The following is a 24886-nucleotide window of genomic DNA, read 5'->3' on the forward strand; positions in this document are numbered from 1 at the left end:
CTCCTCCCGTCCGCGGCGCGGACTGTTCACCGCCCGGCAGACCCCCTCGCCGTGCGACTCTTTCTTACGGCACGGCTCTGACAAATGGGATGCCCGACTGCCGTGGCGGCGCGTCGAGTTCAGTGCGGTGGCCGGACCACCGTAGGGCCGGGGGAGCGGAGGACCAAGAAAGTTATCCACAGGGTGTGTGGACGACGGATCCCATCCTGTGGAGAACTCGCCCCAACCTGTGCACGAGCCGGGGGACAGCCCTGTGGACAGTACGCCAATCACACCATTGAGACCGCCCTGACCTGCTGTTTCGTCATCCACCGGCTGTGCAGAAGAAAAAAATCCGCAACCCGGCCGAGATCACGGGAAAGAGGTCCCGGCGGACCGCCGGGATACCGGGCCGGTAAGGGCTGTGGGTAAACTCCGTCCCTTACCTGTGGAAGATTGGAGCCGCCGGCCATGTCCCAGGCCCCCGCGCCGCCCCGGCCCGGCCGCCGCCACGACCGCGAGATCGTGTCACTCGCCGTCCCCGCCTTCGGCGCCCTGGTCGCGGAACCCCTCTTCGTCATGGCCGACAGCGCCATCATCGGTCACCTCGGCACTCCGCAACTGGCCGGTCTCGGCGTCGCCGCCGCGCTCCTCATGACCGCCGTCAACGTCTTCGTCTTCCTCGCCTACGCCACCACCGCCGCCGTGGCCCGACGCGTCGGGGCCGGCGACCTCCCCGCCGCGATCCGGCAGGGCATGGACGGCATCTGGCTCGCCCTGCTCCTCGGCGCCGCCGCCGTCGCCGTCGCGCTTCCCGCCGCCCCCTGGCTCATCGGCCTCCTCGGCGCCTCCGGCACCTCGGCCCCGTACGCGGTCACCTATCTCCGCATCAGCGCGCTCGGCATCCCGGCGATGCTGGTGGTCCTGGCCGCCACGGGCGTACTGCGCGGGCTGCAGAACACCCGCACCCCGCTCCACATCGCCGTCGGCGGATTCACCGCGAACGCCGCCCTCAACGCCCTGCTGGTGTACGGCGCCGGGCTCGGCATCGCCGGCTCCGCCTGGGGCACGGTCATCGCCCAGTGCGGCATGGCCGCCGCCTATCTCACCGTGGTCGTCCGGGGCGCCCGGCGGCACGGCGCCTCGCTGCAGCCGGACGCGGCGGGGATCCGCGCCTGCGCGCGGGCGGGCGCCCCGCTGCTGGTCCGCACCCTCTCGCTGCGCGCCATCCTCGTGATCGCCACCGCGGTGGCGGCCCGCCTCGGGGACGCGGAGGTGGCCGCCCACCAGATCGTGCTGACCCTCTGGTCGCTGCTGGCCTTCGCGCTGGACGCGATCGCCATCGCCGGGCAGGCCATCACCGGGCGCTATCTGGGCGCGGGGGACACCGCGGGCGCCCGGGCCGCGTGCCGTCGCATGGTGCAGTGGGGCGTCGCCTCCGGGGTCGTCCTGGGCCTGCTCCTCGTCCTGGCCCGGCCCCTGCTGCTGCCCCTCTTCACCGCGGACGAGGCCGTCCACGGCCTGCTGCTGCCCGCGCTGCTGGTGGTGGCACTCGTCCAGCCGGTGTCCGGGGTCGTCTTCGTACTGGACGGGGTGCTGATGGGCGCCGGCGACGGACCGTATCTGGCCTGGGCGATGCTCGCGACCCTCGCCGTCTTCGCCCCGCTCGCCCTCGCCGTGCCGGCGCTGGGCGGCGGCCTGACCGCGCTGTGGTGGGTGATGGGGGTGATGATGGCCGTGCGGCTGGTCACCCTGGGCCTGCGCGCCGCCTCCGGCCGCTGGCTGGTCACCGGCGCCGTACGGGGCTGAGAGCCCCGCGGGGGCCCGGAGCCGCCCCGGAGGCCCGGGCGCCACGCCCGGGAGGGCTGGGCGGTACGGAGACCGCGGCCCGGGGCACGGGACGGCCGTCCCTGCGGGCGCCGCGTGGCACACCGCGCCCGCCCGGGCATCAGGGAAGCCACCGGAAGCCTTCGGAAGCCACCGCCACCGGACATGCCACGGGGCCGTACCCCCTCGCGGAGGGGATACGGCCCCGTACACGCTCTGCCGAGCGCCGCGATCAGGCGGCGACGACCTCGACGCCCACCTTGGCGGCGACCTCGGCGTGCAGACGCACGGACACCTGGTGCGCGCCCAGGGTCTTGATCGGCGAACCGAGCTCGATGCGGCGCTTGTCCACGTCCGGACCGCCGGCCTGCTTGATCGCCGAGGCGATGTCGGCCGGGGTGACGGAGCCGAAGAGGCGGCCGGAGTCACCCGAGCGGGTGGCCAGGCGGACCTTCACGGACTCCAGCTGGGCCTTGACGGAGTTCGCCTGCTCGATCGTGGCGATCTCGCGGATCTTGCGGCCGCGGCGGATCTGCTCGACGTCCTTCTCGCCGCCCTTGGTCCAGCGCATCGCGAAACCGCGCGGGATCAGGTAGTTGCGAGCGTAGCCGTCCTTGACGTCCACGACGTCGCCCGCGGCACCGAGGCCGGAGACCTCGTGGGTGAGGATGATCTTCATTTTCCGGTCACCCTTCCCTTATCGCGCGGACGAGGTGTAGGGCAGCAGCGCCATCTCACGGCTGTTCTTCACAGCCGTGGCGACGTCGCGCTGGTGCTGGGTGCAGTTGCCGGTGACGCGGCGGGCACGGATCTTGCCGCGGTCGGAAATGAACTTCCGCAGCATGTTCGTGTCCTTGTAGTCCACGTACGCGGTCTTGTCCTTGCAGAACGCGCAGACCTTCTTCTTCGGCTTGCGCGGAGGCGGCTTCGCCATTGTCTCTCTCCAGTGTGATCAAAAAGTTTCGCTGACCGCCCGGTCGGGGCCTCGCGGCCTAGAAGGGCGGCTCGTCCGAGTAGCCGCCGCCGGAACCGGAGCCGGAGCCACCGCCCCAGCCACCGCCGCCGCCGGCCTGCTGTCCGCCGCCGGCCGGTGCGCCGGTTGCCCAGGGGTCGTCGGCGGGAGCACCGCCGCCGCCCTGCTGGCCGCCGCCGGGGCCGCCGCCCCAGCCGCCGCCACCCTGGCCGCCACCGCCCTGGCCACCGCCGTAGCCGCCCTGTCCGCCGCGGCCGGTGGTCTTGGTGACCTTGGCCGTGGCATTGCGCAGGCTGGCGCCGACCTCGTCGACGTCCAGCTCGTAGACCGTGCGCTTGACGCCCTCGCGGTCCTCGTAGGACCGCTGCTTCAGACGGCCCTGCACGATGACGCGCGTGCCGCGCTGGAGCGACTCGGCGACGTTCTCCGCCGCCTGCCGCCAGACCGAGCAGGTGAGGAAGAGGCTCTCGCCGTCCTTCCACTCGTTCGTCTGGCGGTCGAAGGTGCGGGGGGTGGACGCGACACGGAACTTCGCGACCGCCGCACCGGACGGGGTGAAGCGCAGCTCGGGGTCGTCGACGAGATTGCCGACGACCGTGATGACGGTCTCGCCTGCCATAGGGGTACCTCTCGGCGGTTCTGCTGGCTGCGGATTGCTGGTGGACCGGACTGCTCGGCGCTGCCCGGTTCAGCCCCGGGCATCACCGCTGAACGTGCGCCGGAGCGCGGGCGCTCAGTGGGTCTCGGGACGGAGGACCTTGGTCCGGAGGACCGACTCGTTCAGGTTCATCTGACGGTCGAGCTCCTTGACGACCGCGGGCTCGGCCCGGAGGTCGATGACCGAGTAGATGCCCTCGGGCTTCTTGTTGATCTCGTACGAGAGACGACGACGGCCCCAGGTGTCGACCTTCTCGACCTTTCCGTTGCCCTCACGGACGACGGAAAGGAAGTTCTCGATCAGCGGCGCGACTGCGCGCTCCTCGAGATCGGGGTCGAGGATGACCATCACCTCGTAGTGACGCATGTGGAACCCACCTCCTCTGGACTCAGCGGCCACGGTCTTTCCGTGGCAGGAGGGTCGTGATGCGTGCGCAACGGTACCGGCCGGCACTGACAACCGCGGGAATCCGGGAGGAGCCGGGGATGAGGGCCGGGCATGTGGACACCGGTGCAGACCGTTCAGCCTACCCGCAAGTCCGCTTCCGGTTGAAATCCCGTGGCAGGGCCCCGCAATCTGGGTACATCGGGTGTGACCGGCGCTACAGTTCGCCGCTTTCCGCCAGGAGGTGTCTCATGGCGCAGCCAGTACGTCATCACCGCAATCCCCTCTCCGCCGTCAGTTCCGTCTTCAACAGCGACGGCAGGGCCCACCCCGTCGAGAACAGCTTCGTCGCCGCCACCGTGGTCCTCGGTGTGGTGGCCTTCATCACCGCGCAATTCGACGACCTGCACCTGGTCAGCTCCTGGACCGGCCTGCTCGGCATCCTCAGCGGGGCCTGGGGCCAGATGATCTCCGCGACGACCGCCGAGCGCTTTGCGCTGATCATCGGTCTGGGGGCGGCGGGGTTCGGCTTCTTCCTCGGCATGGCGAACGGCGGTCTCTTCGGCGGCCTGATCGGTTAGCCCGCGCTCCCCGGAAGGTGCGGGCCGGGCCGGGGCCGCTCCCGGCGCGGCCCCCGGGGCCGTACGCCCGAACGGGGCCCGCCCCGGCGCAGTAGGCTTCGCGGCGAGAGCCGGAGCCCCAACCCCCTGGGGACGAACCTGCCGAGGAGCACCCCGCATGAGCCTGACCCTGAGGACCATCAGCCGTGAGCAGCATCTGGCGTACATCCAGAGCCTGCCCTCGGCCAGCCACTGCCAGGTTCCGGCGTGGGCGGACGTGAAGACGGAGTGGCGCTCGGAGAATCTGGGCTGGTTCGACGGATCCGGCCGCCTCGTCGGCGCCGGGCTGGTCCTCTACCGGCAGCTTCCCAAGGTCAAGCGGTATCTGGCGTATCTCCCCGAGGGCCCGGTCATCAACTGGTTCACGCCCAACCTCGAGGACTGGCTGCAGCCGATGCTGGCCCACCTCAAGCAGGCCGGCGCCTTCTCCGTCAAGATGGGCCCGCCCGTCGTCATCCGCCGCTGGGACGCCCCGGCGATCAAGGCCGGTATCCAGAACCCGGACGTCAAGCGGCTCCGGGACGTCGAGGCCACGTTCATCGAACCGCGCGCCTTCGAGGTGGCCGACCGGCTGCGCCGGATGGGCTGGCAGCAGGGGGAGGACGGCGGCGCGGGCTTCGGTGACGTCCAGCCGCGCTACGTCTTCCAGGTGCCGCTGGAGAACCGCTCCCTGGAGGACGTCCACAAGTCCTTCAACCAGCTCTGGCGGCGCAACATCAAGAAGGCCGAGAAGGCCGGCGTGGAGGTCGTCCAGGGCGGTTACGACGACCTCGCCGAGTGGCAGCGGCTGTACGAGACCACCGCCGAGCGCGACCGCTTCCGGCCGCGGCCGCTGAGCTACTTCCAGCGCATGTGGACGGCGCTCAACGCCGAGGACCCCAACCGCATGCGCCTGTACTTCGCCCGGCACGAGGGCGAGAACGTCGCCGCCGCCACGATGCTCATCGTCGGCGGCCACGTCTGGTACTCCTACGGCGCCTCCGCCAACCACAAGCGCGAGGTGCGGCCCTCCAACGCCATGCAGTGGCGGATGCTGTGCGACGCCTACGCGCTCGGGGCGAGCGTCTACGACCTGCGCGGCATCAGCGACTCCCTCGACGAGAACGACCATCTGTTCGGGCTCATCCAGTTCAAGGTCGGCACCGGCGGCCAGGCGGCCGAGTACCTGGGCGAGTGGGACTTCCCGCTCAACAAGCTGCTGCACAAGGCACTCGACATCTACATGTCGCGGCGCTGACCCCGCCGGGCCGCCGGGCCGCCGCAGCCGCAGGCGCCGCCGCTTCAGCCGCTGACCGCCGTTCACAGCTCATCCACCGAAAACACGAGAGAGGTACCGGACCGGCCATGGCGCTCACCCTCTATGTCGACACCGCTCGCTGGCGGGCGCATCAGCAGTCCGTTCTCCAGCAGTTCCCGGGCATGGTCCCGGTCTGCAAGGGCAACGGCTACGGCTTCGGCCACGAGCGGCTCGCGGAGGAGGTCACCCGCTTCCGCTCCGACATGCTGGCCGTGGGCACCACCTACGAGGCCGCCCGGATCAAGGACTACTTCAGCGGCGATCTGCTGGTTCTCACCCCCTTCCGGCTGGGCGAGGAGCCGGTGCCGCTGCCGGACCGCGCGGTGCGGTCCGTGTCCTCCGTGGAGGGCGTGCGCGGGCTGGTCGGCGCACGGGTCGTCATCGAGCTGATGAGCAGCATGAGGCGGCACGGCGTGGTGGAGGACGACCTGCCCAAGCTGCACGCGGCCATCGAGGACGTCCGCCTGGAGGGCTTCGCGCTGCATCTGCCGCTCGACCGCACGGACGGCTCCGACGCGGTGGAGGAGGTCCTCGGGTGGATGGACCGGCTGCGCAGCGCGCGGCTGCCGCTGCACACCATGTTCGTCAGCCATCTCGCGGCCGGTGAACTGGCCCAGCTCCAGCAGCAGTTCCCGCAGACCCGCTTCCGCGCCCGGATCGGCACCCGGCTGTGGCTGGGCGACCACGACGCGACCGAGTACCGCGGCGCGGTCCTGGACGTCACCCGTGTCGCCAAGGGCGACCGCTTCGGCTACCGCCAGCAGAAGGCCACCTCCGACGGCCATCTGGTGGTCGTCGCGGGCGGCACCTCGCACGGCGTGGGCCTGGAGGCCCCGAAGGCCTTGCACGGCGTCATGCCGCGGGCGAAGGGCGTCGCCCGGGCCGGGCTCGCCACCGTCAACCGCAATCTGTCGCCGTTCGTGTGGGCCGGGAAGCAGCGCTGGTTCGCGGAGCCGCCGCACATGCAGGTGTCGATCCTCTTCATCCCCGCCGAGGTGGCACCGCCGCAGGTGGGCGACGAACTGGTGGCCCATCTGCGCCACACCACCACCCAGTTCGACCGGATGGTCGACCGCTGAGGCCGTTTCCCGCCCGCTCCGGCCGTCCCCGGCCGGAGACCGGGGTTCATCCCCGCTGCGCCGTCCCGCCGGCCTGTACGCCCCACTGCAGCCGCTGTCCGCCGAAGGACGGCGGCTGCTCCGCGTGCGGCGCGGGGCGCCGCAGGACGAAGGCGTCCGGGGCGCCGTCGAGGAGGCCCCCGGAGGGGTCGTCGGAGCCGTCCCGCCGTACCGGGTCGCGCTCGGGGAAGAGGATGTCGCGGACGACGACCGCGCAGAGGTAGAGGGTGCCCAGCAGATGCACCAGGATGATCAGCTGGTAGCCCTCGGCCGGGAGCCCCCGGTGCGCGTCACCGCTGGAGGTGTAGGCCAGGTACATCCAGATGCCGAGGAAGTAGACGGCCTCGCAGGCCTGCCAGATCAGGAAGTCCCGCCAGCGCGGCCGGGCCAGCGCGGCGAGCGGTACGAGCCACAGCACGTACTGCGGGGAGTAGACCTTGTTGAACAGGATGAAGACGGCCACGACCAGGAACGCCAGCTGCGCGAAGCGCGGGCGGCGGGGCGCGCGGAGCGTCAGTACGGCGATGCCGGCGAAGGACAGCAGGGTCAGGGCCGTGGCCCAGGTATTGGCCCCTTCCAGGGGGTCGCCCGTGCGCTGGGAGATGATCAGCCAGAACGAGCCGAAGTCGACGGGCCGTTCCTGGCTGAACGTGTAGAACTTCTTCCAGCCCTCCGGCGCCAGCGCCATCACCGGCGCGTTCACCACGAGCCAGGCCACGACCGCTCCGCCCAGCACGCTGCCGTACGCCCGCATCCGCCCCGCGCGCAGGCAGAGCAGGAACAGCGGCCCGAGAAGCAGCACGGGGTAGAGCTTGGCGGCGGTGGCCAGACCGATCAGGACACCGGCGGGGAGCGGGCGGCCGCGGGACCACAGGAGCATCGCGGTGGCGGTCAGGGCGACGGCCAGCAGATCCCAGTTGATGGTCGCGGTGAGGGCGAAGGCCGGCGCGAGGGCGACCAGCAGGGCGTCCCAGGGGCGGCGGCGGTGCGTACGGGCCACGCTGACGGCGATGACGGCCGCGCAGATCATCAGCATCCCGGCGTTGACGAGCCAGTAGACCTGCTCGCGGTGCTGGATCGTGCCGTCGTGCGGGGTGAGCCAGGAGGCGACCTCCATGAACACCCCGGTCAGCACGGGGTATTCGAGGTACTCCATGTCACCGGGCAGCCGGTCGAAGTACGGGATGAGGTCGGCCGCGAAGCCGCGGGCGTTGTACAGGTGCGGGATGTCGGAGTAGCAGGCGTGGGTGTACTGGGTGCCGGCGCCGTGGAACCAGCCGCCGTCGTAGCACGGCAGCTTCTGGACCATGCCGAGCGCGAACATCCCGATGGCGAGCAGGGCGATGATCCGTACGGGAGTCCACCAGCCGGTGCCGTACCGCGCCCGGCGCCCGGCCGGGCCCCCGATCACCTCGCCGGCGGCGGCGGCCACGTCGTCCTGCAGGGTGGGCCGTACGGGTTGCTCGTCACGCACGCTCGTCATGGGGCCATCCTGCCGTACGGGCCGGGACGCGGCGGTGCCCCCGCCCATGACGGTCCATGGGGGCGGGGGCACCGCTGACGGGGCGGGAGGAGCGGGGCGGCGTTGGCCCGCGGCCGGCGCGCCCCGCCCCTCCGTTCCTATCCGGTGTCTCCGTCGGGGCCGCCGAGCCAGCCGCCGCCACCGTTGTTGCCGTTGCCACCGCCCGGCGGCGAGGTCGTCGGCGAACTGCTGATCCCGCCGTCGGCTCCCCCGTCGACGCCCCCGTCGACGCCCCCATCGGTGCCTCCGTCGGCACCGCCCGTGGGCTCGTCCTCGTTCTTGCACTTCGGGTCGAAGAAGCCACAGGTCTTGCTCGGCGACGAGGACGGCGTCTCGCTGGGCGTCTCGCTGGGCGAGGGCTCGGTGGGCTCGCTCTCCGACGGGGTGGGGGTGGGGGTCGGCGTCGGGGTCGGGCTGGCGCCGTCGCCGTAGATCTTCTTGCCGATCGGCTCGGGCTTCGGGAACTGCTCGATCTTCTCGCCCTTGAGCGCCCGGCCCATGTAGTCGGCCCAGATCTGGGCGGGGAACGACGAGCCGTGGATGCTCTGCTGGTCACCCGTGCCGTACATCTCCAGGAACTTCTGCTTCTCCGCCCGGTCGTTCACCCGGAACATGCCGATCGCGGTGGAGAGCTGGGGGGTGTAGCCGGCGAACCAGGCGGACTTGTTGCCGTCGGTGGTACCGGTCTTGCCCGCCGCCGGCCGGCCGTCGGGCAGCTGCGCCGTGGTGCCGGTGCCGTTCTCGACCACGTTCTTCAGCACGTCGGTGACGTTGTTGGCGACCTTGGTGTCGAGGCCCTGGGTCTTCTTGGCCTTGTGCTCGTAGACGGGCTGGCCGTTCTTCTCCACCGTCTTCACCGACCACGGGGTGATCTGCTCGCCCTCGGCGGCGAAGGTGGCGTACGAACCCGCGAGCCGAATGGCGCTGGGGGAGGAGGTACCGAGGGAGAAGGAGGGCACGGTCTGGGCGAGCTGGTCCTCGACCAGACCGGCCTCCAGCGCCGTCTCCTTCACCTTGTCGGTGCCGACGTCCACGCCGAGCTGGATGAAGGGGGTGTTGATGGACTCCTGCATCGCCTTCCGGAGGGTGACCTCGCCGTAGCTCTTGTCACCGTCGTTGGTCTGGTGCCACTCCTTGTTGTCCTTGTCCAGCCAGGTGGAGCCGTCGTAGTTGAGCAGCTTCACCTTGTTGTCGCCGTTGTAGACGCTCAGGGGTGAGACCGGGGTGCGCTGGTCAGGCCCCTGGTCGGGATCTCCTTCGGGGTCGCGCACACCGTCGCTCATCGCGGCGGCCAGGACGAACGGCTTGAACGTCGACCCGACGGGGACACCGGTGTAGTCGGAGTTGTTGGTGAAGTGCTCGGTGGCGTCCTTGCCGCCGTAGATGGCGACGATCTCCCCGGTCCGGGGGTCGATGGACGCCCCGCCGAACTGGACGTACTTGTCCTCGTCGCGCTCCTTCGGCCTGAGATTCTTCTTCGTCACCTTCTGCACAGCCTTCTCCAGCTGCTGCATCTTCTTCTTGTCGAAGGTGGTGTGGATCTCGTAGCCGCCACGGTCCAGTTCGGCCTTGGAAATGGTGCTCTTGGAGGTGATGAAGTTGTCGGCGAGCGTGGTGAGGTAGCCGATCTGGCCGGCCTTGTTCGTGGCGGGCTTGGGGTCGTTCGGTTTCGGGAAGCCGTCCGCGATCCACTTGCTGCGCTCGGCGGCCTCCATCCGGCCGGTCTCGACCTCGCGCTTGAGGGTCCAGGCCCAGCGCTCCTCCGCGCGCTTCCGGTTCTTCTCCGGTGTCGCCGCCGAGCCCACGCCACCGGCCGGGTCGTAGAGGTTGGGACCGTTCAGGGTGGCGGAGAGAAACGCGCTCTCGCTGGCCGTCAGTTTGTCGCAGTCCTTGCCGTAGTACGCGCGGGACGCGGCCTGGATGCCGTAGGCGCCCCGGCCGTAGTACGCCGTGTTGAGGTAGCCGGCGAGGATCTCTTCCTTGTCCTTGACGGCGCCGACCTTGATGGAGATGAACAGCTCCCGCACCTTCCGGGAAATGGTCTGCTCCTGGCTCAGCATGGCGTTCTTGACATACTGCTGGGTGATGGTGGAACCACTCTGGGTGGTGCCGCCCTTCGCCATGTTGAAGACGGCACGGGCGATGCCCATCGGGTCGACGCCCGGGTCGTCCTCGAAGGAGGCGTTCTCCGCGGCGATGACCGCGTTGCGCATCTCCTTGGGGATGCTGTCGTACTTGACGATCTGGCGGTTGAACTCACCGGCCCCGGCCACGACCATCTGCTCGCCGTCCGCCCAGTAGTAGACGTTCTTCTCGACCTGGGAGTCGTCCTTGACCTCGGGGATGTCGACCACGGCGAACGCTATCCCCGCGCCGCCCACGAGCAGGCCCATGAAGCCCACGGCCGTGCCCGCGACCTGCTTCCAGGACGGGATCCACCGGCGGGCACCGGTCCGGCCCGACCGCGGATAGTCGATCAGGCGCTTCTTCTGCGGACCGTTCGCGGCCGCGCGGCGGCCCCGCCCCACGGCACCCGCACCGGTGGCCGTGGCCCCGGCCTCGGCGGCCCGGCGTCGACCGCCGCCTCCGCGCTGCGCCGCCCGCCGGGCCTCGGCGCGCCCTCCGTAGGGGCGCCCCTCACCGGGCGGCGGCGACTCGGGTTCGGTGGCTCCACGCCTCGGCGCGGCACGGCGGCCTGAGGCCTGCGCCCCGCGCCGGGCCGCGGCGCGTCCACCACCTGCGGACTGCGGTGGCTTGCGACGGTGCTCGCTCATGGAACAGATACTCCTCGGGCAGGCGCTATCGCCTGAAAGCGGCAGTTTTCTTCCGGTACCCCCGACGTACGGACCGGCGGCCACCCCGGAGGGGCGCCGGGCCGCACTGCACCCAGGACGAGGACGCTCCGCCGCGCCCCGCGGTTCCCGGTGGTCTGCATGGCGCACAGACTACGCAGGGCCAAAACCCTCCGGATGGCCATCTTCCGCACAAAACAGGCAACTTGTCTGTGTCAAAACAGTGATGTGACGCCGTTCACCCCAGCCCCTCTTGTGACGGCGGTGAGGCCGTTCTATCGTCTGGATGTATCGATCCGATACATCGGCTGGACATAGCAGAAGACACAGCAGAAGACGCAGCAGAAGACAGCGCGGACGGCAGCGCGGATCACGGAGCAGCGGAAGGCGAGGGAGGAGACGCATGAGCAGACGCTCCGGCGTCCTCGAGTTCGCCATTCTCGGACTGCTCCGCGAGTCCCCCATGCACGGCTACGAGCTGCGAAAACGCCTGAACACCTCCCTGGGGGTGTTCCGGGCCTTCAGCTACGGAAGCCTGTATCCCTGCCTCAAGACGCTGGTGCGCCAAGGCTGGTTGATCGAGGAGTCCGGCAGCGCGCCGGAGGACGCTCTCGCCGCCACCCTCGCCGGCCGGCGAGCCAAGATCGTCTACCGGCTGACGGCCGAGGGGAAGGAGCACTTCGAGGAACTCCTCGCCCACTCCGGTCCGGACGCCTGGGAGGACGAGCACTTCGGAGTCCGTTTCGCCTTCTTCGGACAGACCTCGCGGGATGTGCGGATGCGGGTGCTGGAGGGCCGCCGCAGCAGGCTGGAGGAGCGGCTGGAGAAGATGCGCGCCTCGCTCGCCCGCACCCGGGAGCGTTTGGACGACTACACCCTGGAGCTCCAGCGGCATGGAATGGAGTCCGTGGAGCGCGAGGTCCGCTGGCTCAACGAGCTGATCGAGAGCGAGCGGTACGGGCGTGACCGCAACCGGGCCGCGCCGGCCGCCGGCCCGGCGTCGGGGGAATCCGCGCCGGGCACCGCACCGGAGCCGGCCTCACCGGCGGGGCCCGGACCGGATTTCGGAGCAGACCCCGGAGCGGACTCCGCAGAGCGCGCACCGGAGCGGTCCCGGCCTCCGCGGTCTCGCGCGTCGTTTCAGGAACCATCGGAAAGCACGGGCGGCCTGCCCCGGAACCGGGGTAGTTCCCGGCCGGATCCGTCCGACGACACCGCCAAGTGAGGCCCGCATACAGCGGGACCTCGTCGAATGAACAAGGGGAGTAACCGGAATGGGTTCGGTTCGTGTAGCCATCGTCGGTGTGGGCAACTGCGCCGCCTCGCTGGTGCAGGGCGTCGAGTACTACAAGGACGCCGACCCGGACAGCCGTGTCCCGGGTCTCATGCATGTGCAGTTCGGCGACTACCACGTACGTGACGTGGAGTTCGTCGCCGCCTTCGACGTGGACGCCAAGAAGGTCGGTCTTGATCTCGCGGACGCCATCGGCGCCAGCGAGAACAACACCATCAAGATCACCGACGTGCCCTCCACCGGTGTGACGGTGCAGCGCGGCCACACCCTCGACGGTCTCGGCAAGTACTACCTGGAGACGATCGAGGAGTCCGCCGAGTCGCCGGTCGACGTGGTCCAGGTGCTCAAGGACCGCCAGGTCGACGTGCTCGTCTGCTACCTGCCGGTCGGGTCCGAGGACGCGGCCAAGTTCTACGCCCAGTGCGCGATCGACGCCAAGGTGGCGTTCGTCAACGCTCTTCCGGTCTTCATCGCCGGCACCAAGGAGTGGGCGGACAAGTTCACCGAGGCGGGCGTCCCGATCGTCGGTGACGACATCAAGTCGCAGGTCGGCGCGACGATCACCCACCGAGTGATGGCCAAGCTGTTCGAGGACCGGGGTGTGATCCTGGACCGCACCATGCAGCTGAACGTCGGCGGCAACATGGACTTCAAGAACATGCTGGAGCGGGAGCGCCTGGAGTCGAAGAAGATCTCCAAGACGCAGTCCGTCACCTCGCAGATCCGTGACCGCGACATGGGCGCGGACAACGTCCACATCGGCCCCTCCGACTACGTCGCCTGGCTCGACGACCGCAAGTGGGCCTATGTGCGGCTGGAGGGCCGCGCGTTCGGTGACGTCCCGCTGAACCTGGAGTACAAGCTGGAGGTCTGGGACTCCCCGAACTCCGCGGGTGTCATCATCGACGCGCTCCGGGCCGCGAAGATCGCCAAGGACCGGGGCATCGGCGGCCCGATCCTCTCCGCCTCCTCGTACTTCATGAAGTCCCCGCCGGTGCAGTACTACGACGACGAGGCCCGCGAGAACGTCGAGAAGTTCATCGCCGGCAAGGTCGATCACTGACCGGTGACTGAGCCGCGCCCTCTGCCGCACGGCTTACCCGCTTCCCCGTACGGACCCCGGGCACCGCGCCCGGGGTCCGTCCGCGTCCCCGCACTGTGTGAGGCTGTGGAGCATGGCTGTTCTGCGTGACGCGGGAACACTGCTGCGGCTCCGCGGCTTCCGCCGGCTGCTGGCCGTCCGGCTGCTCTCCCAGTCCGCCGACGGCGTCTACCAGATCGCGCTCGCGGCGTACGTCGTCTTCTCCCCCGAGCGGCAGACGTCCGCCGCCGCCATCGCCTCGGCCATGGCGGTCCTGCTCCTGCCGTACTCCCTCGTCGGCCCCTTCGCCGGCGTCCTCCTCGACCGCTGGCGCCGCCGCCAGGTCCTCCTCCACGGCAATCTGCTGCGGGCGGCACTGGCCGCCGCCACCGCCGCGCTGATCGTCGCGGAGGTGCCCGACTGGCTCTTCTACCTCTCGGCGCTGTCCGTCACGGCCGTGAACCGCTTCATCCTCGCCTGCCTCTCGGCGGCGCTTCCCCATGTCGTCGCGGACGAACGGCAGTTGGTGACCGCCAACGCCCTCTCCCCAACGGCCGGCACCCTCGCCGCCACGGCCGGCGGCGGGCTGGTCTTCGCCCTGCGCCTCACCGGGTGGGAGTCCGACGCGGGAGCCGTCCTGCTCGGGGCCGCGGTCTACCTCGGGGCAGCCCTGACGGCACTCCGGCTCGGACGCGATCAACTGGGCCCCCGCGGTCTGGTCCGGGTCCGGTTCGGGGCCGCGGTGGCCGGCACGGCACGCGGGCTCCTGGACGGGCTCGCGCATCTGTCCCGGCGGCGTCCGGCCGCTCGTGCGCTCGCCGCCATGGCTCTGATGCGCTTCTGCTACGGAGCGCTGACCGTCATGGTCCTCATGCTCTGCCGCTACGCCTGGACCGGCGACGGCACGGAAGGACCCGCCGACGAAACGAGCGCCGCCGCCGGCCTCTCCCTGCTCGGCCTGGCGGTCGCCCTGTCCGGAGCCGGCTATTTCACCGCGGCCGCCATCACCCCCTGGGCGGCCGGGCGCCTCGGCCCTTCCGGCTGGATCACGGCGTGCGCGCTGGCGGCGGCCGTTCTGGAACCGGCCCTTGGCCTCACCTTCGCCCCGGTACCGGTCCTGACCGCCACCTTCTTCCTGGGCCTCACCACCCAGGGGGCCAAGATCGCCACGGACACGGTGATCCAGTCCACGGTGGACGACGCGTTCCGCGGCCGGGTCTTCTCCCTCTACGACATGCTCTTCAACGTCGCCTTCGTCGGGGCGGCCGGGCTCGCCGCCGTGATATTGCCGCCCGACGGGCGTTCCGCCCTCCTGGTCGGCCTGGTGGCTCTGCTCTACAGCGCGACCGGCCTCACCCTGCACCGGTTCCGGACGCCCACCTGAGCGCCGGCACCACAAGGGGCGGGGTGTGTTTCACGTGAAACGCACCCCGCCCCTCCATCCCGACCGGCCGCCGGGCGCCGTGTTTCACGTGAAACAGGGCCCCGCGAAGGAGCCTCACCCCTGAGCGGCCCACCACTCCTTCAACGCCGCCACCGCCGCGTCATGCTCCATCGGGCCGTGCTCAAGCCTCAGCTCCAGCAGATGCTTGTACGCCTGGCCCACCACCGGCCCCGGGGGAACGCCGAGGATCTCCATGATCTCGTTCCCGTCGAGGTCCGGCCGGATCGCGTCCAGCTCCTCCTGCTCCTGGAGCTGGGCGATGCGTGCTTCCAGACCGTCGTACGCCCGGGAGAGGGCGTTCGCCTTCCTCTTGTTCCGGGTCGTGCAGTCCGACCTGGTCAGCTTGTGCAGCCGGTCCAGCAGCGGGCCGGCGTCCCGCACATAGCGGCGCACCGCCGAATCCGTCCACTCACCCGTGCCATAGCCGTGGAAGCGCAGGTGGAGTTCGACCAGCCGCGAGACATCCTTGATCATCTCGGTCGAGTACTTGAGCTTCGCCATCCGGGACTTCGTCATCTTGGCCCCGACCACCTCGTGGTGGTGGAAGGAGACCCGGCCGTCCTTCTCGAACCGCCGGGTCTTCGGCTTCCCGATGTCGTGCAGCAGCGCGGCCAGCCGCAGCACCAGGTCGGGGCCGTTCTCCTCCAGGTCGATGGCCTGCTCCAGCACCGTCAGCGAATGCTCGTACACATCCTTGTGCCGGTGGTGCTCGTCACGCTCCAGACGCAGCGCCGGCAGTTCCGGCAGCATGTGCGCGGCCAGGCCGGTGTCCACGAGCAGCGTGAGCCCCTTCCTCGGCCGGTCGGCCAGCAGAAGCTTGTTCAGCTCCTCACGCGTGCGCTCGGCGGAGACGATCTCGATCCGCCCGGACATCGCGGTCATGGCCGCGACCACCTCCGGGGCAACCTCGAAGTCGAGCTGTGCCGCGAACCGCGCGGCCCGCATCATCCGCAGGGGATCGTCGGAGAACGACTCCTCCGGGGTGCCCGGGGTCCTCAGGATCCGGGCCGCGAGGTCCTCCAGCCCACCGTGCGGGTCGATGAACTCCTTCTCCGGCAGGGCGACCGCCATCGCATTGACCGTGAAGTCACGGCGGACGAGATCCTGCTCGATCGCGTCACCGTAGGACACCTCGGGTTTGCGCGAGGTGCGGTCGTATGCCTCCGAGCGGTAGGTGGTCACCTCGATCAGGAAATCGCCCTTCCGGCAGCCGACCGTCCCGAAGGCGATGCCCACCTCCCAGACCGAGTCCGCCCACCCGCGCACGATCTTCAGCACGTCGTCGGGGCGGGCGTCCGTGGTGAAGTCCAGATCGTTGCCCAGCCGGCCCAGCAGCGCGTCCCGCACCGATCCGCCGACGAGGGCGAGCGCGTGACCGGCCTCCCGGAAACGGCGCGCCAAGTCGTCGGCGACGGGGGACACCCGTAGCAGCTCCCCCACAGCGCGGCGCTGCGCCCGGCTCAGCGTCTGCGCGGCGTTCGAGATCTGCGGGGCCTGCGGGTTGAGGCTGTCATTCTTCGCGTTCGGCACGACAGACCAGGGTACGGCCCCCGCGCCCCCGCGGCGTCCACGTTTCCCGCGGCAGCTCCCCCGCGGATCTTGTGAGGCCATCCCCAGCACTCGGCCCGGCCGGGCATCGTTACCATGCGTGGACGCACATCCGACGACCACCACCGATGACGAGGGACGGGCGAGCGCGTGGCCGAGGTGGCAGCAATCCAGGGGACGACCATCGGTCCCGCCCGCCGGTGGTGGCGGAAGGCTGCCGCAGTACTGGCCGGCACACCGCTACTCGCCGGACTGGTCCAGCTTCCCGCCGCGCCCGGAGCGGAGGCCGCGGCATCGGCCACCGGCTCCCGGACCGTCGATGTCTCCATCAACTCGCTGACCCCGGTGGTACCCGCGGACGACGACACGATCACCGTCACCGGCCGGATCAGCAACAACGGGAAATCCGCCGTCGACGGTGCCCGTGTGGGTCTCCGTGTCGGCCAGACGCCTCTGAGCAGCCGCGGCGCCATCGGCATCGTCGCCAAGCGCAAGGGCTTCTCGGCAGCGGAGGACGGCCGCGCTGTCGACGGCGAGCACACCGTGAAGCTCGGCGAGGTGCCACCCGGCGCCAGCCGCGAGTTCAGCATGACGCTCCCCGCCGAAGATCTGGACCTGGGGGAGGCGGGGGTCTATCAGCTCGGTGTGGCCCTCAGCGGCCGCACCGCGGGCCAGTACGACCAGGTACTGGGCATCGAGCGGACCTTCCTCCCCTGGCAGCCGGGGGAGGCACGGAAGCCGACGAAGATCGGGTACCTCTGGCCGCTCGTCTCCACCCCCCACCTCACGGCCCGGACCGGGTCGGACCAGCAGCAGACCCCCCAGTTCCGCGACGATTCCCTCGCCGCCGAACTGGCACCGGGCGGTCGGCTCCAGCAGCTCGTGGCCCTCGGCAAGGACCTCCCCGTGACCTGGGTGGTCGATCCCGACCTGCTCGTCAGTGTCGAGATGATGACCAAGGAGTACGAGATCCGGGAACCCGACGGGTCGGTCACCAAGGGGGAGGGACAGGCGGTCGCCCGCCAGTGGATGAGCGACCTGCTGGCCGCCGTGGAGGGCCGGGAGCTGGTCACACTGCCGTTCGCCGATCCCGACCTCGCCTCACTCGCCCACCGCGGGACCAAGGTCTCCGGATCGATCAGTCATCTGAAGACCGCCACGGATCTCGCCGTGAAGACCGGCGAAACGATCTTCGGCCGCAAGCCGCGCGCCGACTTCGCCTGGCCCGTGAACGGGGCCGTGGACACCTCCGTCATCGACGTCGCCACCTCAGCGGGCGCACGCAACGTCATCACCCGCGGCGACAGCCTGCGCGGTGAGGACGAGCCGCCCTACACCACCAGCGCCGTCCGGCCGATCGGTGGCGGCACCACGGCCCTCGCGGCCGACACCCGTCTCTCCACGGCCTTCCGGGGCGACATGACCGGCGCGGAGAACTCCACACTCGCGGTGCAGGAGTTCCTCGCCCACACCCTGATGGTCAACCGGGAGGCGCCGGGCCGGGAACGCAGCCTCGTCATCGCTCCGCAGCGCAGGCCCACCGCGCACCAGGCCCGGGCGATGGCCGAGGCACTGGAAGGGCTGCGGGCCGGCGGCTGGACCCAGCCGCAAGAACTCCGGGACGCCGTCCAGGAGAAGCCCGACCCGCGGGCGGCCACCCGGGTCCCGGGCGTTCGCTCCTATCCGGAGGCGCTGCGCAAGCAGGAGTTGGCCACCGGGGCTTTCGAGGACGTCCAGCGGACCCAGAACGCGCTCAACGGCTTCACGGTGATCCTCTCCGAGCCGGACCGGGTGATCACACCGTTCGGCAACGCGATCCTGCGCGAGATGTCGACCGCCTGGCGGGGCGAGCCCAGGGCCGCCGAGGCCTACCGGGAGTCCGTGGAGGACTATCTGGCGGGTCTCACCCAGGAAGTGAAGCTGATCGAGAAGGCCCAGCGGAAGCTGACGCTGTCCGGACGCAGCGGCACGATCCCCGTCACCGTGCAGAACAACCTCCTGCAGGGCGTCGAGGACCTCAAGCTGGTGCTCCGGTCCAGCTCTCCGCACCGGCTCGACCCGGGGGAGCCCCAGTCGGTGGAGATCGGCAGCGGCCACAGCCAGACCGTCAAGTTCGACACCACGGCCAACGCGAACGGCCTCGTCTGGGTCGAGGCCCAGCTCTACACGGAGGACGGCCGGCCCTACGGCGCCCCGATGTCGTTCAAGGTGAACGTCACCGAGATCACCTCCACGGTCATGCTGGTCATCGCGGGCGGGGTGCTCCTTCTGGTTCTGGCCGGCATCCGGATGTACACCCAGCGCAAGCGGGCCGCGGCACGGGAGGCGGACGGGCCCACCGGGGGAGCGGGGACCGCGGAGGACGAGCCGCAGCCCGCCGGGACCACCGGAAACGCGGGCGCGGAGAACGCCGGGGACCCCGAGGAGGCGGAGGGAACCGGGCAGGACGCTCCGACGGATCCCGCGCCCGCCGGCGGGGACGGCACGGCCCGAACCGAGGCCCCCGGCGAGCGCGAGACCGGGGGCGCCGAGGCGGGACCGGAGAAGAGCGAAGCTCCCGATCCGGGTGAGAGGGTGGAGCGTTGAGCGAAGTCGTGGTCTGGTGGCCCGGGATGATGAAGTGGGGAAGCGATGAACGCGCCGTACGACGGTGACCGGGGCCGGTACCCGGGCGGTGACCCGGCCGGCCAGGCACCGCCGCCCGCCCACGACCCGTACGCCCGGGAAGCCGGCCACGACCCATACGCCCCGGACACCGGCCACGCCCCCTACGCCGGAGCCCCGCACACCCCGGCGTCCGGCCCGGACCCGTACGCCCAGAGCCCCGGCCCGGACCCGTACGCCCAGGCGCCCGCCCCGGGCCCTTCGGCCGGCCCCGGCGGCGACGCTCCCCACCACCAGACCACCGGGCCCCCCGCCCCCGGGCCGTCCCCGTGGACGCCCCCACCCGGTCCCGAGCGCGGGGCCGCCGGGCAGCAGGACGCCTTCGCACACCTCTACCGGGACCAGCAGCAGCCGTACGAGCCGCAGCAGCCACCCCATGCGCCCCCGGCCGTCCAAGCGCCTCCGCCGCCCCAGTCCCCCGCCTTCCGGGCCCCTGAGGCCTCTCCGCCCCCCGCCCCGCCCCCGGCCACCGGCCCGAACCCGGAGCGTCCGTCGGATCCCGAACCGGCGCCGGCGAAGAAGTCCGCCGGACGGGCTTCGGGACTGCTGAAGTCCAGCGCGGTGATGGCGGCCGGCACCCTGGTCTCCCGGATCACCGGATTCCTGCGCACCCTGGTGATGGCCGCGGCCATCGGCGTCGGCACACTCAACGACGCCTACCAGGTCGCCAACACCCTCCCGACGATGATCTACATCCTCGTCGGCGGCGGGGCGCTCAACGCCGTCTTCATCCCGCAGCTGGTGCGGGCCATGAAGAACGACGACGACGGCGGCGAGGGCTACGCCAACCGCCTGCTCACGCTCGTCATCGTCCTGCTCGCGGGCGTCACCACCGTCTGTGTGCTCGCCGCCCCGCTGCTCATCAGGATGATGTCGGCGAAGTGGGTCTCCCAGCCCGCGCAGATGGACGTGGCCGTCGCGTTCGCCCGGTACTGCCTCCCCACCCTGTTCTTCATGGGCGTCCACGTCGTCCTCGGGCAGATCCTCAACGCCCGGGGCCGGTTCGGCGCCATGATGTGGACCCCGGTTCTCAACAACGTCGTCGTCATCGCCACCTTCGGCGGCTTCATCTGGGCCTTCGGCGGCTTCACCAGCACCGGCATGGACGCGGAGACCATCACCCCGGAAGGCGTCCGGCTCCTCGGCATCGGCACCCTGCTCGGACTCACCGTCCAGGCGCTGGCGATGCTGCCCTACCTCCGCGCGGCGGGCTTCACCTTCCGGCCCCGCTTCGACTGGCGCGGCCACGGCCTCGGCAAGGCAGCCCGGCTGGCCAAGTGGACGTTCTTCTTCGTGCTCGCCAACCAGCTCGGCATGATCGTGGTCACCCAGCTCGCCACCTGGGCGGGCACGGTCGCCGAGAAGCAGGGCTACCCCGGCACCGGCATCACCGCGTACAACTACGCCCTGCTGCTCTGGCAGATGCCGCAGGCCATCATCACGGTCTCCGTGATGACCGCGGTCCTCCCCCGGATCTCCCGTGCCGCGGCCGACGACGACCCCGGAGCAGTCCGCGACGACATCTCCTACGGACTGCGCACGTCCGCCGTGGCCATCGTCCCCTGCGCCTTCGCCTTCCTGGCGCTCGGCGTCCCCATGGCCACCCTGCTCTACGGCGCCTCCGGCGAGTCCGGCGCACGCAACATCGGCTTCACCCTGATGGCGTTCGGCCTGGGTCTCATCCCGTACTCGGTCCAGTACGTGGTCCTGCGCGGTTTCTACGCCTACGAGGACACCCGGACGCCGTTCTACAACACGGTCATCGTCGCCACGGTCAACGCCGCGGCCGCCGGGGCGAGCTTCCTTCTGCTCCCGGCCCGCTGGGCCGTGGTCGGCATGGGGGCGTCCTATGGATTGGCCTACATCGTCGGGGTAGGCGTTGCATGGAAGAGGCTGAGCCGTCGGCTCGGCGGCGATCTCGACGGGCGCCGCGTCACGCGGACCTACGCCCGGCTGGCAGGGGCCGGTATCCCGGCCGCGCTCGCGGGAGGAGCGGCGAGCTATGGCATCACACAGGCTCTCGGCAACGGCGGACTCGCCTCGCTGGCGTCGCTGGCCGCGGGCGGGATCGCGCTCCTGGCGGTCTTCGTCCTGGCGGCGAAGCGGATGAGGATCGAGGAGATGACCGCCATGGTCGGGATGGTCCGCGGCCGCCTCGGCCGCTGACCGCGTACAACCATCGTCCGACGCCGCATGTCGTGCGGAGGGACGGACTGTGGGCACAATTGCTTAGCTGTGGTGACCGGCGTGCAACGGATGGGGAGGCAGGAACGACGGTGGCGGAACGGAGTACGGCTGCCGTCGACGTGGCAGACAACAGCGGCGAGGACCCGCTGACCGCCCAGGCGGGAGATGCCAACGCCGACGAGGTGAAAGCCCAGGACACGACCGGCACGGCGGACACGGACGCCGCCCGCACCGACACCGGCCCCCGGAACGCGACGAGACCACGGCCGGCGTCCGTGGCCGATGTCGACCCTCCCGAGCTGCACAGCGGGCACAAGCTCGCCGGACGCTACCGGCTGGAGGAGTGCCTCACCCGTCTGGACGGCTTCAGCAGCTGGCGGGCCGTGGACGAGAAGCTCCGCCGCGCGGTCGGCGTGCATGTGCTGCCCGCCGACCACCCGCGCGCTCGGCCCGTCCTCGCCGCCGCGCGCTCCGCCGCCCTGCTGGGCGACCCCCGCTTCGTCCAGGTCCTCGACGCCGTCGAGGAGAACGACCTGGTCTATGTCGTTCACGAGTGGCTGCCCGATGCCACCGAACTGACCGCCGTCCTCGCCGCCGGCCCGCTGGAACCGCACGACTCCTACCAGCTCGTGACCCAGGTGTCCCAGGCCATGGCCACCGCGCACCGCGAAGGCCTCGCCCACTTGAGGCTCACCCCCGGCTGCGTTCTGCGCACCCACTCCGGCCAGTACCGGATCCGGGGACTGGCCGTGATGGCCGCCCTGCGCGGCATCAGTTCCCAGCATCCGCAGCGCGACGACACCGAGGCGATCGGCGCCCTCCTCTACGCCTCCCTCACCCAGCGCTGGCCGTACGAGGAAGACGCCTACGGTCTGCCGGGGCTGCCGAGAGGAACGGGGCTCATCGCTCCCGACCAGGTGCGGGCCGGGGTCCACCGCGGGCTCTCGGACATCGCGATGCGGGCCCTGGTCAACAACGGCTCCACACCGCTCCGCCTGGAGCAGCCGTGCACCACTCCGGAAGAACTCTGCAAGGCCGTCGCGGCGCTTCCCCGCATCCGGCCCCCGGAGCCCTCCTTCGCCACCCCCGCCTATCAGCCGGGCTCGTACCAGCCACCGGCCGCCTACCCGCAGACTTCCGCCAGGAACGGTATGGCACCGGCGGCCCAGCCCGTCCCGCCGCCCCCTCCGCCGCCGCTGCACAGCCGGACGGGGAAAGCACTGAAGTGGACCGTATCGGCCCTGCTGATCACCGCGCTCGGTCTCGGCAGCTGGCAGGTCGCGGACACCCTGATGAACCGCGACCAGCGCACGCCCGGCGATGCCGACCTTGCCCAGGGCGGCGAACCCGAGGAGAAGCCGCAGCAGAAGGAGAAGGCGACCCCTCTGAAGATCTCGGCCGCGACCGAGTTCTCACCCCTGGACGCGCCCGTGGCCGCCGGCAAGGTACCCAACGCCGTGGACGGCGATCCGGGCACCGCGTGGGTGACTCCCCACTACAAGGGCCATGCCAACTTCGGAAATCTCCCGAACCGCAAGGACGGCAGCGGACTCATCGTCGATCTCGGCAGTGTGCAGGCCGTGACCGGTGTCCGGGTGCAGATGTACCGCAGCGGTCAGACGGCTCAGGTGCTGGCGGCCCCGGAATCCGGCTCCGCTCCCGCGTCACTGGACGACTTCTCCAAGCGTCTCAGCAAGCAGGAGAAGGCCGGCAGTGAACTGAGGATAAGCACCGGCAAGCCCGTCCGGACCCGGTACGTACTCATCCACATCACGGAGCTGCCGCACGACGGTTCGGCGAACCAGTTCCGGGGCGGAATTTCCGAGATCACTGTGACAGGCTGAGTCGCAGCCGGAGCCGAGGCGGAGGGGAGGGCCCGACGTGGACGACGCCATGCGCGGCTCCATGACCGACAAGGATCTCCTCGCACGACACGTCGCCGGTGATCAGGAAGCCTTCGGAGAGATCGTCCGACGCCACCGTGACCGTCTGTGGGCGGTGGCGCTCCGGACCCTGGGGGACCGCGAGGAAGCCGCCGACGCGGTCCAGGACGCCCTCGTCTCGGCCTACCGGGCCGCACACACCTTCCGCGGCCAGTCGGCCGTCACGACCTGGCTGCACCGCATCACCGTGAACGCCTGTCTGGACCGGGCCCGCAAGACCGCCTCCCGCAGAACGTCCCCGGTCGCCGAGACCGAGCGGCTGGAGCAGCTCCTGGAGCCCCACGAATCGGCCTCCGCCCCCGCCGAGCGGGGGGATCTGCACCGCGAACTCCTGCAGGCCCTGGGCACCCTGCCCCCGGAACAGCGCGCCGCCCTGGTGCTCGTCGACATGCAGGGGTACCCCGTGGCAGAAGCCGCCCAGGTTCTCGGTGTTCCCAGCGGAACCGTCAAGAGCCGGTGCGCCCGTGGCCGGGCCCGGCTGCTCCCTCTGCTCTCCCATCTCCGCGGTGGCGAAAGCGGTAGTACGGATTCGAATGAGGGAAGGAACCGTGCGCCGAGGACATCCGTCCCACCGGCGGCACCACCGCGGGATCCAGATGCCGTGAAGGGAGGCAGGCGGGCGTGACATCCACGATCGACACGGATCAGCATCCGGACGTTGCGGAGATCTCCGCGCTCACGGAAGGAGTGCTGCCTCCGGAGCGCACCTCCGCTGTCCGCGGCCATCTCGATGACTGCGATCTCTGTACGGAGGTGCGGGTCTCCCTGGAAGAGATCCGCGATCTGCTGGGCACCCTGCCGGGGCCGTCCCGCATGCCCGCCGATGTGGCAAGCCGGATCGACGCGGCGATCGCCGCGGAGTCCCTTCTCGATGCGAGCGCCCCCGGCACGGTTTCACGTGAAACGGCCTCCCTCGCCCCTTCCTCTGTTTCACGTGAAACAGAGGAAGGCCGGTCGCCGCTCACCCGTCCGGGTGGACGGCGGATGCGGCCCCGCGGCAGCACGGGTCCCGGACGGCAGGCCGGCGGCCGGCGCCGCTGGCGGACGGCGGTCCTCGGCGTGGCCTGTGTCCTGGGTCTGGGAGTCGGCGGTGCGGCCCTCGTCCAGTCCATGGGCTCCTCCCAGCAGGGTGATGCAGCTGCCGCGGGCGAAACCTCCTCCGACACGAAGAGCGAAGGCGCGGGACTGAGCGCCGCGACCTTGGAGAGCAAGGTACGGAGCCTGCTCGACGAGGGCCGCGAGAGCCGGGAAGGCCCGAAGGAAAATCCCTCCACCACGGAGCCGGATACGCTCGGAGCCCAGTCGAGCCCTGCTCAGCCGTTGAACGGAGCCGATGTGGTGCTGCCTCCGTGCATACGGAATGGCATTGATCCCCAGGCGGAGCCGCTGGCCGCGGGGGAGAGCACCTTTGAGGGCAAGCCGGTCTACGTCGTCGTCCTGCCCCACCGCGTGGATGCGGACAGGGTGGACGCCTACGTCGTCGACTCCTCGTGTATCACCACCGCGGAGCCGCGTGGCGACGTCCTTCTGAACCGCGTCTATGCCCGACACTGAC

Annotated in this window: 19 protein-coding genes; 12 read left to right on the forward strand and 7 right to left on the reverse strand. The window is 70.6% G+C overall.

What is annotated here, in order from left to right; genetic code table 11:
• Positions 1–450: 450 nt before the first annotated feature.
• Positions 451–1788, forward strand: coding sequence for an MATE family efflux transporter (locus tag LIX60_RS15215; RefSeq protein ID WP_227958892.1), 1338 nt, complete (start codon positions 451–453; stop codon positions 1786–1788).
• A gap of 250 nt (positions 1789–2038) precedes the next feature.
• Here the strand turns inward: LIX60_RS15215 and rplI are convergent, their stop codons facing one another.
• The 4 genes from rplI to rpsF all read right to left on the reverse strand — a co-directional run bounded on the left by rplI (position 2039) and on the right by rpsF (position 3803).
• Positions 2039–2485 carry a 50S ribosomal protein L9 gene (rplI, locus tag LIX60_RS15220; RefSeq protein ID WP_227958893.1) on the reverse strand — a complete coding sequence of 149 codons (447 nt, stop codon included), beginning with the start codon at positions 2483–2485 and terminating at the stop codon, positions 2039–2041.
• A gap of 18 nt (positions 2486–2503) precedes the next feature.
• Entirely contained in the window at positions 2504–2740 is a 237-nt protein-coding gene (gene rpsR / locus LIX60_RS15225; protein WP_004950692.1) for a 30S ribosomal protein S18, read from the reverse strand.
• Positions 2741–2798: 58 nt separating this feature from the next.
• Positions 2799–3398: a single-stranded DNA-binding protein gene (locus LIX60_RS15230; protein WP_125622581.1), complete on the reverse strand. Its 600-nt coding sequence runs from the start codon at positions 3396–3398 to the stop codon at positions 2799–2801.
• 114 nt (positions 3399–3512) lie between these two features.
• The gene (gene rpsF, locus LIX60_RS15235; protein WP_019707397.1) at positions 3513–3803 is read right to left on the reverse strand and encodes a 30S ribosomal protein S6; all 291 of its coding nucleotides are present in this window, start codon (positions 3801–3803) and stop codon (positions 3513–3515) included.
• A gap of 269 nt (positions 3804–4072) precedes the next feature.
• Here rpsF and LIX60_RS15240 point away from each other — a divergent pair, with 269 nt between their 5' ends.
• The 3 genes from LIX60_RS15240 to LIX60_RS15250 all read left to right on the forward strand — a co-directional run bounded on the left by LIX60_RS15240 (position 4073) and on the right by LIX60_RS15250 (position 6817).
• Positions 4073–4402, forward strand: coding sequence for a hypothetical protein (locus LIX60_RS15240; protein ID WP_043464464.1), 330 nt, complete (start codon positions 4073–4075; stop codon positions 4400–4402).
• 157 nt (positions 4403–4559) lie between these two features.
• The gene (locus LIX60_RS15245; RefSeq protein WP_227958894.1) at positions 4560–5678 is read left to right on the forward strand and encodes a peptidoglycan bridge formation glycyltransferase FemA/FemB family protein; all 1119 of its coding nucleotides are present in this window, start codon (positions 4560–4562) and stop codon (positions 5676–5678) included.
• 107 nt (positions 5679–5785) lie between these two features.
• Positions 5786–6817 carry an alanine racemase gene (locus LIX60_RS15250; RefSeq protein ID WP_227958895.1) on the forward strand — a complete coding sequence of 344 codons (1032 nt, stop codon included), beginning with the start codon at positions 5786–5788 and terminating at the stop codon, positions 6815–6817.
• A gap of 46 nt (positions 6818–6863) precedes the next feature.
• Here LIX60_RS15250 and LIX60_RS15255 read toward each other — a convergent pair whose 3' ends face one another.
• Both LIX60_RS15255 and LIX60_RS15260 read right to left on the reverse strand, forming a co-directional pair.
• On the reverse strand, positions 6864–8339 hold the full coding sequence (locus LIX60_RS15255; protein WP_227958896.1) for a glycosyltransferase family 87 protein: 1476 nt from the start codon (positions 8337–8339) through the stop codon (positions 6864–6866).
• A gap of 137 nt (positions 8340–8476) precedes the next feature.
• Complete coding sequence (locus tag LIX60_RS15260; RefSeq protein WP_227958897.1) at positions 8477–11152, reverse strand: transglycosylase domain-containing protein; 2676 nt, start codon at positions 11150–11152, stop codon at positions 8477–8479.
• A gap of 421 nt (positions 11153–11573) precedes the next feature.
• Between LIX60_RS15260 and LIX60_RS15265 the strand changes: the two genes are divergently transcribed.
• From LIX60_RS15265 to LIX60_RS15275, 3 genes are all read left to right on the forward strand, one after another.
• A complete protein-coding gene (locus LIX60_RS15265) occupies positions 11574–12395 on the forward strand; it encodes a PadR family transcriptional regulator (RefSeq protein ID WP_227958898.1) in 822 nt (273 codons plus the stop codon).
• A 49-nt stretch (positions 12396–12444) separates the two neighbouring features.
• Positions 12445–13527 carry an inositol-3-phosphate synthase gene (locus LIX60_RS15270; protein WP_227958899.1) on the forward strand — a complete coding sequence of 361 codons (1083 nt, stop codon included), beginning with the start codon at positions 12445–12447 and terminating at the stop codon, positions 13525–13527.
• A 112-nt stretch (positions 13528–13639) separates the two neighbouring features.
• Complete coding sequence (locus tag LIX60_RS15275; RefSeq protein WP_227958900.1) at positions 13640–14929, forward strand: MFS transporter; 1290 nt, start codon at positions 13640–13642, stop codon at positions 14927–14929.
• A gap of 114 nt (positions 14930–15043) precedes the next feature.
• On the opposite strand, the gene LIX60_RS15280 is transcribed toward LIX60_RS15275, so the two are convergent.
• Positions 15044–16519 (reverse strand): CCA tRNA nucleotidyltransferase, encoded by a 1476-nt coding sequence (locus LIX60_RS15280; protein ID WP_227958901.1) that lies wholly within the window; start codon positions 16517–16519, stop codon positions 15044–15046.
• Between the two features lie 168 nt (positions 16520–16687).
• Between LIX60_RS15280 and LIX60_RS15285 the strand changes: the two genes are divergently transcribed.
• The 5 genes from LIX60_RS15285 (at position 16688) to LIX60_RS15305 (ending at position 24885) form a co-directional block, all read left to right on the forward strand.
• Entirely contained in the window at positions 16688–19123 is a 2436-nt protein-coding gene (locus LIX60_RS15285) for a DUF6049 family protein (protein ID WP_227958902.1), read from the forward strand.
• A gap of 45 nt (positions 19124–19168) precedes the next feature.
• Positions 19169–21367 carry a murein biosynthesis integral membrane protein MurJ gene (gene murJ, locus LIX60_RS15290; protein ID WP_227958903.1) on the forward strand — a complete coding sequence of 733 codons (2199 nt, stop codon included), beginning with the start codon at positions 19169–19171 and terminating at the stop codon, positions 21365–21367.
• A gap of 110 nt (positions 21368–21477) precedes the next feature.
• Positions 21478–23232, forward strand: coding sequence for a protein kinase family protein (locus tag LIX60_RS15295; RefSeq protein ID WP_227958904.1), 1755 nt, complete (start codon positions 21478–21480; stop codon positions 23230–23232).
• Positions 23233–23281: 49 nt separating this feature from the next.
• The gene (gene sigM / locus LIX60_RS15300; RefSeq protein WP_192883677.1) at positions 23282–23956 is read left to right on the forward strand and encodes an RNA polymerase sigma factor SigM; all 675 of its coding nucleotides are present in this window, start codon (positions 23282–23284) and stop codon (positions 23954–23956) included.
• Positions 23953–24885: an anti-sigma factor gene (locus LIX60_RS15305; protein ID WP_227958905.1), complete on the forward strand. Its 933-nt coding sequence runs from the start codon at positions 23953–23955 to the stop codon at positions 24883–24885. Before sigM ends, LIX60_RS15305 begins: the two co-directional genes overlap by 4 nt.
• Position 24886 lies beyond the last annotated feature (1 nt).

The organism is Streptomyces sp. S07_1.15, from assembly GCF_020739505.1.
In the GTDB taxonomy this organism is placed as follows: domain Bacteria; phylum Actinomycetota; class Actinomycetes; order Streptomycetales; family Streptomycetaceae; genus Streptomyces; species Streptomyces xinghaiensis.

Coding starts and splice junctions, on each gene's coding strand:
- LIX60_RS15215 (WP_227958892.1), top strand. CDS start 451: ATGTCCCAGGCCCCCGCGCCGCCCCGGCCCGGCCGCCGCCACGACCGC.
- rplI (WP_227958893.1), bottom strand. CDS start 2,485: ATGAAGATCATCCTCACCCACGAGGTCTCCGGCCTCGGTGCCGCGGGC.
- rpsR (WP_004950692.1), bottom strand. CDS start 2,740: ATGGCGAAGCCGCCTCCGCGCAAGCCGAAGAAGAAGGTCTGCGCGTTC.
- LIX60_RS15230 (WP_125622581.1), bottom strand. CDS start 3,398: ATGGCAGGCGAGACCGTCATCACGGTCGTCGGCAATCTCGTCGACGAC.
- rpsF (WP_019707397.1), bottom strand. CDS start 3,803: ATGCGTCACTACGAGGTGATGGTCATCCTCGACCCCGATCTCGAGGAG.
- LIX60_RS15240 (WP_043464464.1), top strand. CDS start 4,073: ATGGCGCAGCCAGTACGTCATCACCGCAATCCCCTCTCCGCCGTCAGT.
- LIX60_RS15245 (WP_227958894.1), top strand. CDS start 4,560: ATGAGCCTGACCCTGAGGACCATCAGCCGTGAGCAGCATCTGGCGTAC.
- LIX60_RS15250 (WP_227958895.1), top strand. CDS start 5,786: ATGGCGCTCACCCTCTATGTCGACACCGCTCGCTGGCGGGCGCATCAG.
- LIX60_RS15255 (WP_227958896.1), bottom strand. CDS start 8,339: ATGACGAGCGTGCGTGACGAGCAACCCGTACGGCCCACCCTGCAGGAC.
- LIX60_RS15260 (WP_227958897.1), bottom strand. CDS start 11,152: ATGAGCGAGCACCGTCGCAAGCCACCGCAGTCCGCAGGTGGTGGACGC.
- LIX60_RS15265 (WP_227958898.1), top strand. CDS start 11,574: ATGAGCAGACGCTCCGGCGTCCTCGAGTTCGCCATTCTCGGACTGCTC.
- LIX60_RS15270 (WP_227958899.1), top strand. CDS start 12,445: ATGGGTTCGGTTCGTGTAGCCATCGTCGGTGTGGGCAACTGCGCCGCC.
- LIX60_RS15275 (WP_227958900.1), top strand. CDS start 13,640: ATGGCTGTTCTGCGTGACGCGGGAACACTGCTGCGGCTCCGCGGCTTC.
- murJ (WP_227958903.1), top strand. CDS start 19,169: ATGAACGCGCCGTACGACGGTGACCGGGGCCGGTACCCGGGCGGTGAC.
- sigM (WP_192883677.1), top strand. CDS start 23,282: ATGCGCGGCTCCATGACCGACAAGGATCTCCTCGCACGACACGTCGCC.